At 66.7% G+C, this 20,489-nt stretch carries 5 protein-coding genes; 2 read left to right on the top strand and 3 right to left on the bottom strand.

The window, feature by feature from the left end; translation table 11 throughout:
* Together ACF8GB_RS04215 and ACF8GB_RS04210 are read right to left on the bottom strand one after the other, a co-directional pair.
* A partial coding sequence (locus tag ACF8GB_RS04215) for an amino acid adenylation domain-containing protein (protein WP_392526603.1) occupies positions 1-6,900 on the bottom strand: 6,900 nt, incomplete at its 3' end.
* On the bottom strand, positions 6,900-16,550 hold the full coding sequence (locus ACF8GB_RS04210) for an amino acid adenylation domain-containing protein (RefSeq protein ID WP_392526602.1): 9,651 nt from the start codon (positions 16,548-16,550) through the stop codon (positions 6,900-6,902). The genes ACF8GB_RS04210 and ACF8GB_RS04215, both read right to left, overlap by 1 nt.
* A 186-nt stretch (positions 16,551-16,736) precedes the next feature.
* Between ACF8GB_RS04210 and ACF8GB_RS04205 the strand changes: the two genes are divergently transcribed.
* Positions 16,737-17,858, top strand: coding sequence for a cupin-like domain-containing protein (locus ACF8GB_RS04205; protein WP_392526600.1), 1,122 nt, complete (start codon positions 16,737-16,739; stop codon positions 17,856-17,858).
* Between the two features lie 65 nt (positions 17,859-17,923).
* Positions 17,924-18,892: a siderophore-interacting protein gene (locus ACF8GB_RS04200; RefSeq protein ID WP_392526599.1), complete on the top strand. Its 969-nt coding sequence runs from the start codon at positions 17,924-17,926 to the stop codon at positions 18,890-18,892.
* Positions 18,893-18,931: 39 nt separating this feature from the next.
* On the opposite strand, the gene ACF8GB_RS04195 is transcribed toward ACF8GB_RS04200, so the two are convergent.
* Positions 18,932-20,323 carry an aspartate aminotransferase family protein gene (locus ACF8GB_RS04195; RefSeq protein WP_058606009.1) on the bottom strand — a complete coding sequence of 464 codons (1,392 nt, stop codon included), beginning with the start codon at positions 20,321-20,323 and terminating at the stop codon, positions 18,932-18,934.
* Positions 20,324-20,489: the final 166 nt, after the last annotated feature.

The raw sequence follows: 20,489 nt of genomic DNA, 5'->3' as shown, positions 1-20,489 counted from the left end.
TTCGCCGCCCGCATGAATCTGGCGCAGCTGCCCGTAGTCGCGTGGCCCTACGCTGGCGAACTGGGTGGCCAGCAGGTTCCAGTACGCGGTCGGCAGGTCGGCCACGCTGATGCCGTGGGCCAGCACCCGCTGGTAGAACGTCTCGCTGTCCCAGATTTCGTTGCCCCGCAGCATCACGGTGGCACCGCAGACCAGCGGGGCGTACAGCTGCTCGACGAAGGCGTCGAAGTTGAACGTGGCGAATTGCAGCACGCAGTCGGAAGCGTGGATATCGGAATACCATTGGGCCACGAAAGCGTGGCGGGTCAAGGCACCATGGCTGATGGCCACGCCCTTCGGCCGGCCAGTCGAGCCGGAGGTGAAGATCACGTAGGCCAGGTTGTCAGCGTGCACGCGGTTGAGCGGGTCGCTGTCGGCGCCGCTGCCGTCCTCAGGCGTATCCAGCAACAGGCACTGCACCTGCGCGTCCAGCGCCAGCGCTTGGCGCAAGTGCGACTGGGTCAACAGCAGCGCGATGCGGCTGTCCTCGATCATCTGCTGCAAGCGCTCGCGGGGGAATTTCGGATCGAGCGGCACGTAGCCGCCGCCTGCCTTGAGCACGGCCAGCAAGGCGATGACCATCAGCGCATCGCGCTCGACGGCGATGCCGACCAGCACGTCCGGGCCCACGCCCTGGGCGATCAGGCGGTGGGCCAGGCGGTTGGCCGCCGCGTTGAGCTGGGCATAGGTCAGCTCGGTGGTTTCAGTGATCAGCGCAGTGTGGTGCGGAACGCGCTGGGCCTGCTGCTCGAACAGCACATGGGCAGGGGCCAGGCTTGGGTATTGACCGGCGGCCATGCCCCAGTCCTGCACCGGGGCGCGCTGGCGCCCCTCTTCGAACAGCTTCAGCTCACCCAGGCAGCGCTGGGGCGAGCCGTCCGCCATCTGCGCCAGCAGATGGGCCAGGTGGCCTGCAACCTGGGCCATGCGTTCGGCACTGAACTGCGCCGCGTCATAGCTGTAATGCAACAACAGGTCGGCCCCGGTGCTGACGCTCAGGGTCAGTGGGTAGTTGTTCTGCTCATGGCTGTGCACGTCACCAAAGTGCAGGTCACTGACGCCGCCTTGCTGCAGCGCCTCGGACACAGGGTAGTTTTCGAATACCAGCAGGGTATCGAACACTCCATCGCCGCCCTGCCCGGCCCAGCGCTGCACATCACTCAGCGCACTGTGTTCGTGGTCCCGAAGTGCCAGGTTGATGGCTTGTACGGTCTGTAACCAACCGGCCAGCGCCAGCTGCGGCTCGGGCCGCGCGACCACCGGCAGGGTATTGATGAACAGGCCGATCTGCTGCTCGATGCCCTGCAACTGCGTAGGCCGGCCCGCGACCGTAGCCCCGAATGCCACGCTGTCGTGGCCGGTGTAGCGCTGCAACAGCAACAGCCAGGCGGCCTGCACGAGCGTGTTGAGGGTGACTTTCTGCTGACGGGCAAAGCCGTGCAACTGTTCGGTCATCGCAGCGTCCAGGCGCCATTTCAATTCGCCTTGCCCGGTCTGGCCGGTGGCGGCGCACTTGAGCGCACGGCTCAGCCAGGTCGGCTCCTCAAGGGTGGCGAACTGTGCGCGCCAGAAGGCCTCGCTGGCCTGTTTGTCCTGGCGTTGCAACCAGCCGATGTAGTCACTGTAGCGCCCGTTCAGGCTCTGCAGCGCCTGGCCTGCGTAGTGCTGCAGCACCTCGCCAAGCAGCTGCGAATTGCTCCAGCCGTCGAGCAAAATGTGATGGCTGGTATAGATCAGCTGATAGCGATCATCCCCCGTGCGGGCCAGCGTCAAGCGCAGCAGTGGCGCCTGGGCCAGGTCGAAGCCTTGCTCGCGTTCGGCATCAGCCAGGCGGGTCAATGCAGCGTCAAGATCTTCATGGCCACGCAGGTCGATTTCACGGCACGGCAGCTGCACCTGCTTGCGCACCCACTGCAGCGGCTGGGCCAGCCCGCCTTGCCAGAGGAACCCGCTGCGCAATATGTCATGGCGCTGGACCACCGCCTGCCAGGCCTCACGGAAACGCTCGGGCGCCAGCCCCTCGACGCTGACCGACAGCTGGTTGATGTAGTCCCCCCCTTGTTGCTCAAGCAAGCTGTGGAACAGCATGCCCTGCTGCATGGGCGAGAGCGGGTACAGGTCCTGGACGTCCGCCCAGGGCAGGCCAAGGGCGTCCAGCTGTGGCTGATCGAGCATGGCCAGCGGGAAGTCCGAAGGCGTCACCCCAGCACTGCCCGGCAACAGGCAGTGGGCGACCAGCTGGCTCAGCTCGCGTGCGTAATCCTGCGCCAACCGCTCGATGTCGCTGCGCTCGAACATCGCTTCGCTGAAGGTCCAGCCCAGGCGCAATTGGCCTGCGTACACCTGGCCGTTGATGCTCAGCCAATTGCCGAGCGGGGCCTCGGCGCCCTGTTCAGCGCCGGCGTCCTCGCTGGCTGGCACGAACAGGGCACCCTGGTCGCTGGCAAAGCTGCCGTCGAACTGGCCCAGGTAGTTGAAGGTGATGCGCGGCTCGGCCAGGCCGTTGAGGGCTGCCTGTGACTGGGCGCTGGCCATGTAGCGCAGGGCGCCGTAGCCGATGCCCTTGTCAGGGATCGCGCGCAACTGCTGCTTGACGCGCTTGATCGCGTCGGTCACCTCAGCGGCATCGTCCAGGCGTACCGGGAAGGCGCTGGTGAACCAGCCCACTGTGCGGGTCAGGTCGACCTCGTCGAACAGCGCTTCACGGCCGTGCCCTTCGAGCTGGATCAGCGCCGAGGCCTGCCCAGTCCAGCGGCAGATCACGCGGGTCAGCGCGGTCAGCAGCAGGTCGTTGACCTGGGTGCGGTAGGCCGCCGGGGCCTGTTGCAGCAATTGCCGGGTCAGCGTGTCGTCCAGGCGCGTGTGTACCGTACAGGCATGGCGTTTTTCCAGGCTGGCGTGAGGACGCGCGCCTGGCAGGTGGTCGGCGGCGCCTGCGACCTGCGCCTGCCAGTACGGCAGCTGCTCGGCCAGGGCCGGGGTTTGCGCCAGTGCCTGCAGGCGTTCTGCCCAGTGCTTGTAGGCCGTGGTCTTGGCCGGCAGCGACAGCGCCTCGCCTGCCAGGCACTGCGAGTAGGCCTGCTGCAGATCGTCGAACAGAATGCGCCAGGACACACCGTCCACGACCAGGTGATGAACCACCAGCAACAGCCGCTGACTGCCATCGTCCAACTCCGCCAGCACAGCCCGCAGCAGCGGCCCTTGGCGCAGGTCGAGGCTGCGCTGGGCCTGCTCGCACAACGCGGTCAGGGCCTGGCCGCGCGCGGCCGTGGCGTGCCACAGCAAAGGCGCCTGCTCCTCGGCGCTCTGTTGCTGGGCCGGTGCCCGGTGCCAGGCGAGCCCGGCTTGGGCATCGAAGCGCAGGCGCAAGGCGTCATGGTGCAGCACCAGCGCCTGCAACGCCGCTTCCAGCGCACGTGGCTGCAACGCCTGCGTCGGTGCCAGCAGCACGGACTGGTTCCAGTGGTGCGCATCAGCAATGCCCTGGGCGAAGAACCAGCGCTGGATGGCCAGCAGCGGCAGGCTGCCAGCGACCGGGCCCTGATCGATGCGGGCGACCTCGCCAAAACGGGCCACACCGGCCAAGGCCTGCACGGTCTGGTGCAGGAACAGGTCTTTGGGACTGAGCACGATGCCGGCCTGACGGGCCCGGCTGACCATCTGGATCGAGATGATCGAATCACCGCCCAGCTCGAAGAAATTGTCGGTCACCCCCACCTGAGGCACCTTCAGCACCGCCTGCCAGATCTGCACCAGCGCCTGCTCGAGCGGGCTGCTGGCGGCCACATGCTGGCCTTGCAGCTGGGTAAGGTCGACTACGGGCAGGGCCTGGCGGTCGATCTTGCCGTTGGGGGTCAAGGGCATACGTTCGAGCAACTGCACGTGCGTGGGCACCATGTAGTCGGGCAGGTCCACCTTCAAACAGCGCTTGATCGATTCGCGGCGCTCAGCCTGGGCTTGATGATTGGACGCCAATTGCGGCGCGTCGTCGCTCACCACGTAGCCGACCAATTGCTGGCCGCTCGGGCCGGCCTGGGCCACCACCACCGCTTCGCGCACCCCCGGCACCGCCAGCAGGCGCGCTTCCACCTCGCCCAGCTCGATACGAAAACCCCGCACCTTGACCTGGCGGTCGATGCGCCCGAGGTAGTCGATGATGCCGCTGCTGCGCAGGCTCACCCGATCACCGCTGCGGTACAGCCGGGCACCGTTGCCGAACGGGTCCGGTACGAACCTTTCAGCAGTGAGCGCCGGGCGCTTGAGGTAGCCACGGGCCAAGCCCTGCCCGCCCAGGTACAACTCACCCGGGATGGACAGGGGCAACAGGTTCAGGTCGGCATCGAGCACATACGCGCGCCGTTCACCGACGCGATCGCCAATGGGCGCATAGGCCGCACCGCAGCTGTCCTGTTCGCCAGCTTTCCAGATCAGGGGGGTGACCACGGTTTCGGTAGGGCCGTAGCCATTGATGATATAGGTCGGACGCAGTGCGCGCCGAGCCATGGCGTAGCTGGCCTCGGACACCGCATCGCCGCCGAAGCAGTACACCCGCATCGGCGGTGGGTTGCCATCGCGCTCGGCGTGCTCGGCCAGTTGCTGAAGGTAGACCGGTGGAAACGCAGCGACCGTCACCCCATGTGCATGCATGGCGGCATAGGTTTGCTCCGGGGTCCACAGCTGCGGGTCGCGGATGAGCAGCGAAGCCCCGTGGGTCAGGGGCGTGAGCCAGCGTTCGTGGGCACCGTCGAAAGCGAATGACATGAAGTGCAGTTCGCAGTCGGCCGGCGTCATTTCGTAGCGCTCGCCAATGGCTCGGCAGTGCATGGCGATGGGGCCATGGGCCACTGCCACCCCTTTGGGCAGGCCCGTGGAACCCGAGGTGTAGATGACGTAGGCCAGGTTATCGGCCTGGGCGGCGTTCGCTGGCGCGTGGCAGGGTTGCGCGGCCAGGTCCATGTGGTCCAGGGCCAGGGTTGCCAAGCCATCCGGTACCGGCAGGCGCTGCATGAGCGCGCTGTCGCTGAGCAGCAGGGCCATGCCGCTGTCCTGCATCAGATAGGACAGGCGCTCGCGGGGGTATTGCGGATCGAGCGGCGTATAGGCACCGCCGGCCTTGAGCACCGCCAACAGGCTCACGACCATCTCAAGGCCACGCTCCAGGGCGATACCGACCAGCACTTCCGGCCCCACCCCTGCTGTGACCAAAGCATGGGCCAGGCGATTGGCCTGCTGATCGAGCTGGGCAAAGCTCATGCGCTGCTCGCCAAACAGCAAGGCGGTGGCCTGCGGGGTTTGCGCAGCCCACTGGGCAATGCGCTCGTGCACCAGCGGGCCGTCGGCATGGCGCAGGTCCGGGGCGTTGCGCACGGCGTGCAGGTGCTCATGCTCATCGACGGCCAGCATCGGCAGTGCAGCAACGCAGCGCGACGGATCGGCGACGAGGCCGCGCAGCAGGGTCAGCCAATGGCCCCCCAGGCGCTCGATGGTGGCGGCATCGAACAGGTCGCACGCATAGGTCAGCGACGCCCACAGGCCGTCTTCACCCTCGACGGTGTCCAGCGTCAGGTCGAACGAGGCGCTGTGGCTTTCCCAGAACAGCCCTTCGATTTCCAGGCCAGGCACCTGCTGGGCACGTGGGTCGCGGCCCTGGCGCTGATGGTTGTACATCACCTGGAACAACGGGTTGTGGCTCAGGCTGCGGTCTGGCTGCAAGGCTTCGACCAGTTGCTCGAACGGCAAGTCCTGATGCGCCTGAGCACCGAGTACCGTCTGCTTGACCTGTTGCAACAACGTCGGGAAGGCCAAGGCCCCCTGCACATCAGCGCGCAGCACCTGGGTGTTGACGAAGAAACCCAGCAGGCGATCGGTCTCGACCCGGTTGCGGTTGGCGTTGGGCACCCCGACGCGAATATCGGTCTGGCCGGTGTAGCGGTGCAGCAGCACCTGGAACGACGCCAGCAACAGCATGAACAGCGTGACCTGTTGCTGCTGCGCGAGGGCTTGCAAGGCTTCGCTCAGCGCCTTGTCGATGGGCAAGTCGAAACGCGCGCCGCGCAGGCTTGGCTGGGCCGCGCGCGGACGGTCGGTGGGCAACTCGAGCACCGGTTGATGCGCGCCCAGTTGCTCACGCCAGTAGGCCAGTTGCTGCTCGCTGCCGCCGGCTTCCATCCAGCGACGCTGCCAGATGGCATAGTCGGCGTACTGAATGGGCAGCGCAGGCAGCTGGACCGCCCGCCCGTGGACCAAGCCCAGGTACAGCTGCATCAGCTCATCGACCATGACCTGCATCGACCAGCCATCGGAGACGATGTGGTGCTGCACCATCACCAGCACATGCTCATCGTCAGCCACCCTCAGCAGCCCCAGCCGTACCAGCGGGCCGTGCTCGAGGTCGAAGGGCCTGGCGATCTGCTGCTCGATCAACGCCTGCACTTGGGCGTGTTGATGCTCGGGTGCCAGGGTGGCCGGCAGGTGCAACGGCTCGATCGCGATCGGCAGTGAGCCATGCACATGCTGGCAGGGCCGCTCGTCCTTCATCACGAAGGTGGTGCGCAGGGTCTCGTGGCGTGCCACCAGGGCATCGAACGCTTGTTGCAAGGCCTGGGTGTCGAGGTGACCGCGCAGGCGCAAGGCGGTAGGGATATGAGATGCGCTGCTGCCTGGCTCCAGTTGCCAAAGGAACCACTGGCGCTCCTGGGCGAAGGACAGCGGCAGGCTGTTTAACTGCTCGCGGATGACAGGAATTGGCAGGTTGCCGGGCGAGACCTTTTGTTCGGCCATCTTGGCCAGGTACTGGCGGCGCTTGTCCACGGGCAAGGCGATGAAACGCTGGGCAATGCGCAGGGCGCTGGCGTGATCCATTACACCGCCTCCATTTCGTCGAGCAGGCTTTCGAGCTGGTCGAGGGTGGCGGCATCCACCGCCCCGCCTTCGTGCTCCAGTTGGCGGGCCAGCTCGCCCAGGGTGGGGTATTGGAAAATCAATTGCGCAGTTGCCTTCATACCAAGCTCGAGTTGAATGCGTGAGACCAGGCTCACGACGAGAAGAGAGTGACCGCCCAGGTCGAAGAAGTGGTCGTTCAAGCCGACCTTGTCGAGCTGGAGCAGGTCCTGCCAGATCGCTGCCAGTTGGCACTCGACCGGGCGTTGCGGGGCTTCGTAGCCGTGTTGTGGTGGCGCTGCCTGGGGCAGTGGCAAGGCCTTGCGGTCCAGCTTGCCGTTGGGGCTGAGCGGCCACTGCTCCAGCAGCAGCCATTGGCCGGGGACCATGTAGCCGGGCAGGTTGGCCTTGAGGTGAGCCTTGAGGCGCTCGCGCAGCAGCGCCTGGCGGGTGGGCTCCAGGTCAGCACCGTCGACCAGCACGTAGCCGACCAGTTGCGCGCCAGCGGCGCCAGGCTGAGCCAGCACGACCGTTTCCCGGACTTCGGCCATCTCCAGCAGGCGCGCCTCGATTTCTCCCAGCTCGATGCGCTGGCCACGGATCTTCACCTGGTGATCCAGGCGACCGAGGTACTCCAGTACGCCGTCGGCGCGGTAACGCACCCGATCACCCGTGCGGTACAAGCGCTCGCCATTACCCAGAGGGCTTGCCACGAAGCGCTCGGCGGTCAGCGCCGGGCGGCGGTGATACCCACGGGCCAGGCCTACGCCACCCAGGTACAACTCACCGGCCACCCCTGGCACCACCGGTTGCAGGGCCGCGTCCAGCACATGGGTGTGCAGGTTGGCGATGGGGCGCCCGATAGGCACGCTGTCGCTGCCCTCCTCCACGCAGGTCCAGTGGGTGACGTCGATGGTGGCTTCGGTCGGGCCGTACAGGTTGTACAGGCCGGCCTTGGGCAGGCGTGTGAACACCTGGGCCTGGGCATCGAGCGCCAGCGCCTCGCCACTGCACAGGATGCGTCGCAGGCTGTGGCACCCGTCCAGGTCCGGCGATTGCAGAAACACCTGCAGCATCGACGGCACGAAGTGCAGCGTGCTGATGCCGTGCTGCTCGATCAGCGCCACCAACTGCGCCGGGTCGCGGTGCGCGCCGGGCTCGGCCACCACCAGTTGGGCGCCGGTCATCAACGGCCAGAAGAACTCCCACACCGACACGTCGAAGCTGAACGGGGTCTTTTGCAGCACCCGGTCAGCAGCGGTCAGCTCATAGGCCTGCTGCATCCAGTACAGGCGGTTGGCCAGGGCCACGTGGCGGTTGCCGGCGCCCTTGGGCTTGCCGGTGGAGCCAGAGGTGTAGATCACGTAGGCCAGGTGCTCCGGCGCCAGGTCGACGTGCGGGTTCGGTACGTGGGCCGGGTCTGCCTGCGGGGCCGGCAGTTCAAGTGTCGCCAGCCCTTCAGGCACCGGCAGGCGCAGGCCTGGCGCATGCAGCAGCAAGGCCATGCGGCTGTCCTCGATCATGTAGGCCAGGCGCTCCTCGGGGTAGTCCGGGTCCAGCGGCAGGTAGGCACCCCCGGCCTTGAGGATGGCCAGCAGGCCGATGACCAGCTCCAGCGAACGCTCGGCGGCGATGCCTACCAGCACGTCCGGGCCGACGCCGCGCTCAATCAACTGCAGGGCCAGGCCATTGGCGGCGTTGTTGAGCTGGCGATAGGTGAGTTGACGTGCGCCGAATGCCACGGCGCTCGCCTCGGGGCTGCGCTGGGCCTGCTGCTCGATCAGGCGGTGGACACAGTATTCGTCGGGGTAACGCTGCGCGGTCTGGTTCCAGGTGCGCGCAGTGTCCAGCTGTCCTGCGTCCATGAGGGGCAGCTCGGCCACTGGCGCCTGGGGGCTGGCAAGCATGCCACGCAGCAGGGTTTGCCAATGGCTGGCCATGCGCTCAAGGGTGCTGGTTTCGAACAGGTCGGTGGCGAAGGTCCAGGTCGCGCCCAGGCCGTCGGGTGTCTCGAAGGTGTCCAGGGCCAGGTCGAACTGGGCACTGTGGTGTTCGCCGCTCAGGGTCTGGACATCGAGCTGCGGCACCTTGAAGCCATCACCCAGCTGCTGGTCGAGCAGATTGCGGTGGGTGAACATCACCTGGAACAGCGGGTTGTGGCTCAGGCTGCGTGCAGGCTGCAGGGCTTCGACCAGTTGCTCGAACGGCAGGTCCTGATGCTGCTGGGCGCCCAAAGCGGCCTGGCGCACTTGTTCCAACAGCGCCTCTACGGTCAGTTGCCCATCGAAGCGCGCACGCAGGACCTGGGTATTGACGAAGAAGCCGATCAGCCGCTCGGTCTCCAGGCGGTGGCGGTTGGCGACGGGCACGCCGACACGGATGTCGTCCTGGCCGCTGTAACGCTGCAACAGCGCCTGGAACGAGGCCAGCAGCAGCATGAACAGCGTGACGTTGTGCTGTTGCGCCAGCTGTTGCAGGCCTGTGGTCATTTGCGTGTCCAAGGTCAGCCCCAGGCGGGCACCGCGGTAGCTCTGCACCGCAGGACGCGGGTGATCGGTGGGCAGCTCCAGTACCACCGGCTCATCGCCCAGCTGCTCACGCCAGTACACCAGCTGACGCTCGCGTTCACCGGCTGCCAGCCAGTCGCGCTGCCAGTGGGCGTAATCCAGGTACTGGACGGGCAGCGGCGCAAGGTTGGGCTGCGCGCCGCTGGTCAGGCTGGCATAGCTCTGCATCCATTCATCGACCATCACCTGCATCGACCAGCCATCGGAAACGATGTGGTGCTGGACCAGGGTCAGCACATGGTCCTGTGCCCCCAGTTGCAGCACACCGATGCGCAGCAACGGCCCATTGATCAAGTCGAAGGGCTGGGCAGTCTGGGCGTGGAGGAAGCCCTGGATCGCTGCGCCCTCCTCTTCTTGGCCCGCAACGGAGTGCACCGGCACAGGCAAACGCCAGTGGGCGTGGATGACCGGACGAACCTGAGCCTGCTCCTGGATGAAGGTGGTACGCAGGCTTTCGTGACGCTGCACCAGCAGGTTGAAGCTGTCTTCCAGCGCCTGCAGGTCCAGCTCGCCACGCAGGCGCAGGGCCATGGGGATGTGATAGGCGCTGCTGTGCGGTTCCAGCTGCCAGAGGAACCACTGCCGCTCCTGGGCGAACGACAGCTGCAGTGGCTGGTTGCGGTCCACCGGGGCAATCGGCGCGACGCGGTGGCCTTGCAGGGCGCTCACGGCCTGGGTGAAGGCATGCAGGGTGCTGTGTTCGAACAGCAGCGCCAGTGGCACCTCCAGGTCCAGTTCCTGGGCAACACGCGAAATCACCTGGGTGGCGAGCAGCGAATGCCCGCCCAGGTCGAAGAAGTGATCGGCCATGCCTACCTGGTCCAGGTGCAACACCTGGCGCCAGATGGCTGCAACGGTGCATTCGAGCTCAGTGCCCGGTGCCTGGAAAGCCTGCCGGGCTTGATCCAGATCAGGCGCAGGCAAGGCCTTGCGGTCCAGCTTGCCGTTGGGGCTCAAGGGCATTGCCGGCAGCCACACCAGGTGCGAAGGCACCATGTAGGCCGGCAAGGTCTCGGCCAGCCGGGCCTTGAGCTGGGCTTGCCAGGCGGCAAGATCAGCAGGCGCGCACGCGTCGGCCACGTAGCCGACCAGGTGCTGGCCTTGGGCATCCTGGCGGGCCACGACCACGGTTTCACTCGCGCCGGCCACCTCCAGCAGGCGCGCCTCGATTTCTCCCAGCTCGATGCGCTGGCCACGGATCTTCACCTGGTGGTCCAGGCGACCGAGGTACTCCAGCACGCCGTCGGCGCGGTAACGCACCCGATCACCCGTGCGGTACAAGCGCTCGCCATTACCCAGAGGGCTTGCCACGAAGCGCTCGGCGGTCAGCGCCGGGCGGCGGTGGTAGCCACGGGCCAGGCCTACGCCGCCCAGGTACAACTCACCGGCTACCCCCGGCACCACCGGTTGCAGGGCCCCGTCCAGCACGTAGGTGTGCAGGTTGGCGATGGGACGCCCGATGGGCACGCTGTCGCTGCCCTCCTCCACGCAGGTCCAGTGGGTGACGTCGATGGCGGCTTCGGTCGGGCCGTACAGGTTGTACAGGCCGGCCTTGGGCAGGCGTGCGAACACCTGGGCCTGGGCATCGAGCGCCAGCGCCTCGCCACTGCACAGGATGCGTCGCAGGCTGTGGCACCCGTCCAGGTCCGGCGATTGCAGAAACACCTGCAGCATCGACGGCACGAAGTGCAGCGTGCTGATGCCGTGCTGCTCGATCAGCGCCACCAGCTGCGCCGGGTCGCGGTGCGCGCCGGGCTCGGCCACCACCAGTTGGGCGCCGGTCATCAACGGCCAGAAGAACTCCCACACCGACACGTCGAAGCTGAACGGGGTCTTTTGCAGCACCCGCTCAGCAGCGGTCAGCTCATAGGCCTGCTGCATCCAGTACAGGCGGTTGGCCAGGGCCACGTGGCGGTTGCCGGCGCCCTTGGGCTTGCCGGTGGAGCCGGAGGTGTAGATCACATAGGCCAGGTGCTCCGGCGCCAGGTCGACATGCGGGTTCGGTACGTCGGCCGGATCTGCCTGCGGGGCCAGCAGTTCAAGTGTCGCCAGCCCTTCAGGCACCGGCAGGCGCAGGCCTGGCGCATGCAGCAGCAAGGCCATGCGGCTGTCCTCGATCATGTAGGCCAGGCGCTCCTCGGGGTAGTCCGGGTCCAGCGGCAGGTAGGCACCCCCGGCCTTGAGGATGGCCAGCAGGCCGATGACCAGCTCCAGCGAACGCTCGGCGGCGATACCTACCAGCACGTCCGGGCCGACGCCACCCTCGATCAACTGCAGGGCCAGGCCATTGGCGGCGTTGTTGAGCTGGCGATAGGTGAGATGACGTGGGCCGAACACCACGGCGCTCGCCTCGGGGCTGCGCTGGGCCTGCTGTTCGATCAGGCGGTGGACACAGTATTCGTCGGGGTAACGCTGCGCGGTCTGGTTCCAGGTGCGCAGGCCGTGCTGTTCACTGGCAGCGAGCATCGGCAGCTCGCCTATGGCCTGTGCAGGGCAGGCCACCATGCCGCGCAGCAGGGTCTGCCAGTGAGCGGCCATACGCTCGATGGTGGCGGCTTCGAACAGGTCGGCAGCGTACACCAGAGCCACGGAGATGCCCTGCGGCGTTTCCAGGGTCTCAAGGGACAACTCGAACTGCGCGCCGGCGCCGTCAAGCTGCAGTTCGCGGGCCTGCAAACCCGGCAGGCTGGTGCCAGTAGCAGTGGCGCCGACCGTGCTCAGGTGGTTGTACATCACTTGGAACAGCGGGTTGTGATTCAGCGCGCGCTGGGGGTTGAGCACTTCCACCAGGCGGTCGAACGGCAGGTCCTGGTTGGCCTGGGCCGACAACGTCACCTCCTTGACCGTCTGCAGCCAATGGCCTGACGACTGCTCAGGTTGCGGACACAAACGCATGACCAGGGTGTTGACGAAAAAGCCCACCACCGCCTCCAGCTCCTGGCTGTTGCGGTTGTTCACCGGCACCCCGATGCGCAAGTCCGGCTGGCCGCTGTGGCGTTGCAACAGCAAGGCGAAGCTACCCAGGAACAGCTGGAACAAGGTGACGCCCTGGGCTTGGGCCAGCTCGCGTACCTGACGCTCCAGGTCCTGCGGCAGGTGCAGGTCAAGGCGCCCGCCACGGTCGCTGAGCTGCGCCGTGCGCGGGTGATCGGTCGGCAGCGACAGCACCACCGGTTCACCCCCAAGGCGTTCGACCCAATAAGCCTGCTGGCGCTGCATCTCGCCTTGGGCCAGCCACTGGCGCTGCCAGTGGGCGTAGTCGGCGTATTGCACCGCCAGCGGTTGCAGGGGGCACGTATGGCCGGCATTGAAGGCGCTGTAGAGCTCGACGAACTCGTGCACCAACAGGCTCATGGACCAGCCGTCGGAGGTGATGTGATGCAGCGTCAGCACCAGCACCCATTCGTCCATTGCGCGCTCGATCACCTTGACCCGCATCAGGGGCCCCTGGTGCAGGTCGAACAGGCGCGTGATTTCGGCGCGCACCGCAAGCTCCAGCTGGGGTTGGCTGGCATCGGGCAAGGCCGTCCATTGCAGGTCCACCGCCCCGGCCGGCTGCACCTGCTGATAAAGCTGGCCATCCTCCTGGACGAACGTGGTGCGCAAGGCTTCGTGCCGTGCCAGCAAGGTGTCCATCGCCCGCTGCAAGGCCTGGCGATCAAGCTCGCCCTGCAGCCGCACGGCCAGCGGGGTGTGGTAGGCGGTGCTCTGGGGCTGCAGGGTCCAGTACAGCCATTGACGCTGCTGGGCGAATGACGCCGGCAGGCGCTCGCTGCGCGGCAGTGCCGCAGCGGCCGTCTGTTCGCGGTAGCGCTCGCAGTGCTCCAGCGCCTGGGCCAGTTCACCCAGGTTGGCCGTGTCGAACATGGCCCGCAGCGGCAGGTCGAGCCCCAGTTGGCGGCGTACCCGCGAGACGATCTGCACGGCCAGCAACGAGTGGCCCCCCAGGCTGAAGAAGTTGTCGCCAAGCCCCACTGCCGGCACCTTGAGCACCTGTTCCCAGATGCCCGCCAGGGCGTGTTCTCGCTCGGTCACAGGCGGCACGTGGGCAGCGGCGGCACGCGCCTGGGTCGGCTGAGGCAGCGCGCGGGTGTCGAGCTTGCCGTTGGCGGTCAGGGGCATGACGGCCAGGGCCTGGTAGGTACTGGGCAGCATGTAATCAGGCAGGCGCGCTTGCAGCCAGGCTTCCAGTTGCGCCTGCGCGTCAGTGCCCGCATAGACCACATAGGCCACCAGTTGCGCATGGGCCGCTTCGCCCACCAGCAGCACGGCCGCGTCGCGCACCTGGGGCGCCGCACGCAGGGCCAGCAGCACTTCATCCAGGTCGATGCGGTAGCCGCGCAGCTTGACCTGGCGGTCGACACGGCCAAGGAACACCAGCTCGCCCGAGGGCAGACGACGCACCCGGTCGCCTGTGCGATACAGGCGCGCACCCGGTGCGCCGAAGGGATCGGGCACGAAGCGTTCGGCGGTCATGCCCGGGCGGTTCTGGTATCCACGAGCAAGGCCCGCGCCACCGATGTACAACTCGCCGTGGCTGCCCGGCGCCTGGCGTTGCAGGCCGGCATCGAGCACCTGGGTGCTGGTGTTGGGCAATGGCCGGCCCAGCACGATGGGGCTGTCTGCCGCGCTGAGGTTCTGGGTCAGTACGCCGACGGTGGTTTCGGTCGGGCCGTAGTGGTTGATGATGTCGCAGCGGCCCAGTGCGCGCAGGCGTTCGATCAGTGCAGGCGAACAGGCCTCGCCACCGAGCACCAGACAGCGGGCAGGCAGCACCTGTTGCGGTTGGTCAGCGCCCAGCAGCGCCTCCAGGTGCGACGGCACGATTTTCAGCACGTCGATGCCATGGTCCTGCATGTAGGCGCCGAAGCGCTGCGGGTCGAGGGCCACGTCCTGCTCGATGATGTGCAGCGAGCGCCCGGAGCACAGTGCGCCGAACAGCACGGTATGCCCCAGGTCCGCCGCCAGGGTGGAGACCACCGCCATGCTGCTGGCGCCCTGCAGCGGCAGGGTCTGGAAAATGCCTTGCAGGTAGTTGCCCAGGGCGGCGTGGCTGACGGCCACGCCCTTGGCGGTGCCGGTGGAACCGGAGGTGTAGATGACGTAGGCCAACTCGGCCGCGTCGATTGGCCGCTGTGGGCCCCGTGCACTGACTTCAGGGCGAGCGGGGTCGAGCAACAGGGTCGTCACCCCGGCGAGCTGCGGCAGGCTGGCTTGCAGCACCTGCTGGGTCAGTAGCACGCCGACCCGGCTGTCCTCGATCATGTAGGCCAGCCGCTGGGCGGGGAATGCCGGGTCCAGCGGTACATAGGCCGCCCCGGCCTTCCACACGGCCAGCAGGCCGATCACCATTTCCAACGAGCGCCCGGCGGCCAGGCCGACGCACACCTGAGCACCGACGCCCAGCTCGACCAGTTGCAGGGCCAGCGCGTTGGCGCGGGCATCCAACTCGGCGTAGCTCAGGCGTTGCCCAGCGAATGTCAGCGCCAGGGCATGGGGAACGCGCTGCACCTGGGCCTCGAACATCTCCAATGCCGACGGCGCTGCCGGTGCCTGCGGGCCTGCGGCCTGCTGGTGCAAAAGCGCCGCCTGATGGGCGTCGAGCAAAGGCAGTTGGTCCAGTGGCTGGTCGGCATCCTCGCTCATCGCCTGCAGCAGCTGCAGCCAGTGCCCGGCCATACGCGCGATGGTGGCCGGCTCGAACAGCTCGCTGGCGTAGGTCAGCGAGGCATGCAGGTGGCCACCGCGCTCGAAGGTGGTGAGGGTCAGGTCGAAGGGCGTGGGGCGGCTGCTCGCCTCCAGAGGGCGCAGTTCCAACCCCTCGCCCACCGTCATCACCTCGATATCGGCAACGTTCGGCAAGTGGTTGTACATCACCTGGAACAGCGGGTTATGGCTCAGGCTGCGGTCAAGGTCCAGGGCCTCGACCAACTGTTCGAAGGGCAGGTCCTGGTGCGCCTGGGCACCGGCGGCGGTCTGTTTCACGGCGCCCAGCAGGCTGGCGACCGACTGCTGGCCTTGCAGGGTGGTGCGCAGCACATGGGTGTTGACGAACAGACCGATCAAGCCTTCGACCTCGGCCCGATTGCGGTTGGCCACGGGCACGCCGATGCGCAGATCGGTCTGGCCGGTGTGGCGGTACAACAGCACATTGAATGCTGCCAGCAACACCATGAACAAGGTCACGTTATGCTGGCGCGCTAGGGCCCGCAGTTGTTCCGCCAGGGCGGGATCGATGACCAGCTCGTGACGCTGGCCGCGCTGGCTGGCCACCGCCGGGCGTGGAAAATCGGTGGCAAGCTCCAGCAACGGCTGCTCATCGCCCAACTGCTCGCGCCAGTAGTCCAACTGCCGCACCTGCTCACCGGCCTCCAGCCACTTGCGTTGCCACAGGGCGTAGTCCATGTACTGGACAGGCAAAGCCGGCAGCGCGGGTTCAACGCCTGCGGCAAAGGCTTGGTAGGCCTGGACGAACTCGTCGATGAGCACGTTCATCGACCAGCCATCGGACACGATGTGGTGCAGGGTCAACAGCAGCACATGCTCCTGCGCCCCAAGCGTCAGCAAGCTCACGCGCATCAAGGGGCCCACGGCCAGATCGAAGGGTTGCAGCGCCTCTTGTTCGGCCAGCTCGCGCACACGGCGCGCCTGGGCATCGGCGTCCAGCTCAACCAGGCTGTGCTTGGCAACGTGCACCGGGTGTTTGGCCGCCACCTGCCGGACCTGGCCGTCTGCGCCTTCGGCAAACACCGTGCGCAGGCTCTGGTGGCGCTCTACAAGGCAAGCAAAGGCCTGCTCCAGCGCCGCCACGTTCAAAGGCCCGCTCAAGCGCACGGCGCTGGGCAGGTTGTAGGCACCGCTGCGCGGGTCCAGCTGCCAGAGGAACCACATGCGCTGCTGGGCATACGACAGTGCATCGCGGTCCGGGACCTGCACGTCGGCGGCGATGGGGAATTGGGAAAAGTCGATGCCTTCGGCGCGCAGGCCATCCAGAAACAGATGACGCTTGTCCACTGGCAGCTCTATGAAACGGCGGGCAAGCTTGAGGGACTTATCGGCATTCATCTGCGACCTTCCATACAGTTGGGTATCGAGCGTTGGCTCGGCTATCCCTACGGGACGTAGGAAGACGCGAGAAAATTAGCCGCGCAGCTTAGGCGCTGGCGTCAGGCATGCCGGTGAGGCGCCGGTTAAATCGGTGCTCGTATCGCTCGTTAACCCTGCACAACGACAGACCGACAGGGGTTGACCGTGGACCTTCAGAGCATTCTCAGCAGGCTGTTCGCCAATGCCCATGGCGTGGGCATCGAGGGCGTCTACCAGTTCGTCTTCGCCCATGACCGGGCCTTCTGGTCGGAGGTACGCGAGCAGAGCCGCACCGGTGTTGGCCGCCACGCCGCGCCGGACGTCACCATCGAGGTGGCCGAACGCGACTTTCTCGGGATCATGGGCGGCACGGCCAATGTCGAGGAACTGTTCGCCAGTGCGCGGCTGAAGATCACCGGCAACATGGGCCTGGCCACGCTGCTGCCGCAGATCATCAACAGCGCGCGGCAAGGCACTTCGGCCAGCAAGGTGGCCATGAATCAACGCTACGCCACGCCCGCACGCATCAGCGAACGTGTATCGGCAGCGCAGCCTGTGCTGCGTGAGGTACCCCGCCTGGCGCGGGCGCAGCTGTCAGCCGAGCGTTTTGCCCGGGAGTACCTGCCGCTGGGCATGCCGGTGGTGATGAGCGATGCCCTGCACGACTGGCCGCTGTTCAGCATGGGGCGTGAGGCGTCCATCGCGCACTTTGCCGAGCTGCAAGGCATCACCCGCCACGGCGATTATGTGAAGAAAACTTTCTCCACCGACCGCGACTTTCGCGCCACCTCCATGGCCGACTTCATTGCCTCGCTGGACACGCCGGCCAAACCGGGTGAAAACCCAGCCTACATGGGCAACAACATCGTCCCGGAAAAGCTCCTGGCGCTGATCCGCTTCCCCGACTACTTCGAGCGTTCGCGCTACATCGCGCCGCGCATCTGGATTGGGCCCAAGGGCACGCTCACACCCTTGCACCGGGATGACACCGACAACCTGTTCGCCCAGGTCTGGGGGCAGAAGTCGTTCATCCTTGCCGCCCCGCATTACCGTCCGGCGCTGGGCACCTGGTCGACCAGCCCCAAGGGTGGCCTGGACGGCTGCGACTTCAACCCCGATGCCGCCGACTACCAGCGGTTCCCGGCCGCCCGCGATGTGCCGTTCCTGCGTGTGGTGCTGCAAGCCGGCGACCTGCTGTTCTTGCCCGAGGGTTGGTTCCACCAGGTGGAGTCGGTGTCCGCCTCGCTGTCGGTCAACTTCTGGGTGAACTCCGGTCGCGGTTGGTAAGGCGCGGTTAATTTGCCTGGGCGTCGGCTCGTTTCTCAGCAAAGACGTCTGCACGAGAACGCCCCATGCCCAGCCCAGCCCGCATGACCCAAACCCTCCAGCAAAGCCTACGCCGCCTGATTGGCGGCGCCAGGCGCCAAGCCCAGCCCTACCGCCTGTTCGACCTGGTGCTCAGCCGCCGCCTGAGCCTCACCCCTTCGCTCACCCGGCTGGTGTTCACAGGCCCCGACGTGGCGCAGATGACCACCCTGGCACCGGACCAGCGGGTGAAGCTGTTCTTCCCGGCGCCCGATGGCTCCCTTGCGCAACTGTCTGCCGACCAGCACTGGAAGGCCGCCCACAGCGCGCTCGCTGCCGAACAGCGCCCACCGATGCGTACCTACACCTTGCGCGCGCTGCGCCCAGAGGCCTTGGAGGTGGACGTGGATTTCGTCCTGCACGGTGTCAACGGCCCTGCCTCGGCCTGGGCTACCCAGGCGCGGCCGGGGGATCGCCTGCAGATGCTGGCACCGAACCTGGCCCATGCGGGAGACCCTGGTGGGTACGAGTGGAAGCCGCCGCAAGGGGTACGCAACGTGTTGCTGGTCGGGGATGAAACGGCGCTGCCAGCGATTGCCGGCATCCTCGAAGCCCTGGCCGTGACGCAACCGGACCTGGCGGTGCAGGCGTTCATCGAAGTGCCCTTGCAGGCCGACTGCCTGGATGTGCGTCACGGCAGCGGCGTTGAGCTGCACTGGCTGCCACGGGATCTTTTGAACTGCGAACAGGGCCAGGCCATGCTGCATGCCGTGCGTGAACTGGCCCGACTGCCCCAGGGGCACGCAGTGCCCGAGGCCAGGCTGGAGGATATCGATATTGACACGCGCATTCTGTGGGAACAGGCCAGTACCGCCTGCAGCGTATTCCACGCCTGGGTGGCGGGCGAGTCGGCCACGGTCATGGCCATACGTCGTCATTTGATCAAGGAGCGCGGGTTGCCACGTCAATGGCTGACCCTGATGGGCTACTGGCGCGCTGGCAGAACCCTGGACTGACGGGGCGTGTAGCCGGGGGCACACGGCCCCCCGCTGGACTCAGACCGCCGCGGCCACGGCAGCGGCGAAGCGCTGAGCGACCTCGTCGACCTGCTCGTCGCTGATGATCAAGGGCGGCAGGAAACGCACCACTGCCCCGTGGCGGCCACCGAGTTCCAGGATCAGGCCTCGCTTGAGGCACTCGCGCTGTACGCGAGGGGCCAGTTCGCGGTTGGCTGGCGGGTGCCCCTGGGCGTCTGCCATGCCTTGCGGATCGACCAATTCCACGCCCAGCATCAACCCCCGACCACGGATGTCCCCCAACTGCGGATAGTCTGCCTGCAGGCGCTGCAAATGCCCGCGCAGGCGCTGACCCATGGCCTCGGCATGGTCGGCCAGGCGGTGCTCGACCAGGTATTCGAGCACGGCAGACCCTGCAGCCATGGCCATCTGGTTGCCGCGGAAGGTGCCGGCATGGGCGCCTGGCTTCCAGGTGTCGAGCCAGTCGCGGTAGACCACCACGGCCAGGGGCAGGCTGCCACCGATGGCCTTGGACAGGGTGACGACGTCTGGCACGATACCGGCGTGTTCGAAGGCGAACATGCGTCCGGTACGGGCGAAACCGCTCTGGATTTCATCGACGATCAGCGCAACACCCGCCTGCTCGGTGATGCGCCGTACACCCTTGAGCCACTCGATGTCGGCGGGTATCACGCCGCCTTCGCCCTGCACCACTTCCAGAATCACCGCGGCTGGCAGCGGCACCCCGCTTTCGGGGTCGAGCAGCAGGTTTTCCAGGTAGTGCAGGTTGGCCTTCACCCCCGCTTCGCCGCCCAGGCCGAACGGGCAGCGGTAGTCGTAGGGGTATGGCATGAACTGCACGCCGCTGCCCAGCAATGCGCCCAGGGGCTGCTTGGGACCCAGGCTGCCCATCAGGCTCAGTGCCCCTTGGCTCATGCCGTGGTAGGCGCCCTGAAAGGTCAGGACCGTGCTGCGGCCGGTGGCGCTGCGCACCAGCTTGAGCGCGGCCTCCACCGCATCGGTACCGGTGGGGCCACAGAACTGCACCTTGGCTTCACGGCGCAGTGCTTCGGGCAGCACGGCGAACAGGTCCTGGACGAAGCGGTCCTTGACTGGGGTAGTCAGGTCCAGGGTGTGCAGGGGCAGTTCATCGGCCAGCACGCGCTGGATGGCTTCGACTACCACGGGGTGGTTGTGGCCCAGCGCCAGCGTACCGGCACCGGCCAGGCAATCGATGAACTGGCGGCCTTCGACGTCCTCGACATAGATGCCACGGGCGCGCTTGAGGGCCAGCGGGATACGGCGGGGGTAGCTGCGGGCATTGGATTCCTGTTGCTGCTGGCGGTGCAGCAGCGGCGAATCGGTGAATTCGTACAGGGGGTGCGGGGTGGTGGCCGGTGGGACCTGAGCAAGGCTGGTAGCGGTGGACATGGTGGATCCTCGCAAGCAAGCGAATGGGCGGTAGTCGCTTGAGAGACGCTTAGCCGGGGGGAGGATTTAGGGGGGCTTTGCTCTTGCTCTTGCTCTTGCTCTTGCTCTTGCTCTTGCTCTTGCTCTTGCTCTTGCTCTTGCTCTTGATCTGGCTTTTGATCTTGCT

Source organism: Pseudomonas sp. xss_4 (assembly GCF_043104125.1).
Lineage (GTDB): Bacteria > Pseudomonadota > Gammaproteobacteria > Pseudomonadales > Pseudomonadaceae > Aquipseudomonas > Aquipseudomonas parafulva_B.
Note: the sequence above shows the minus strand (reverse complement) of the source record. Positions and strands in the feature narration are given on the sequence as shown.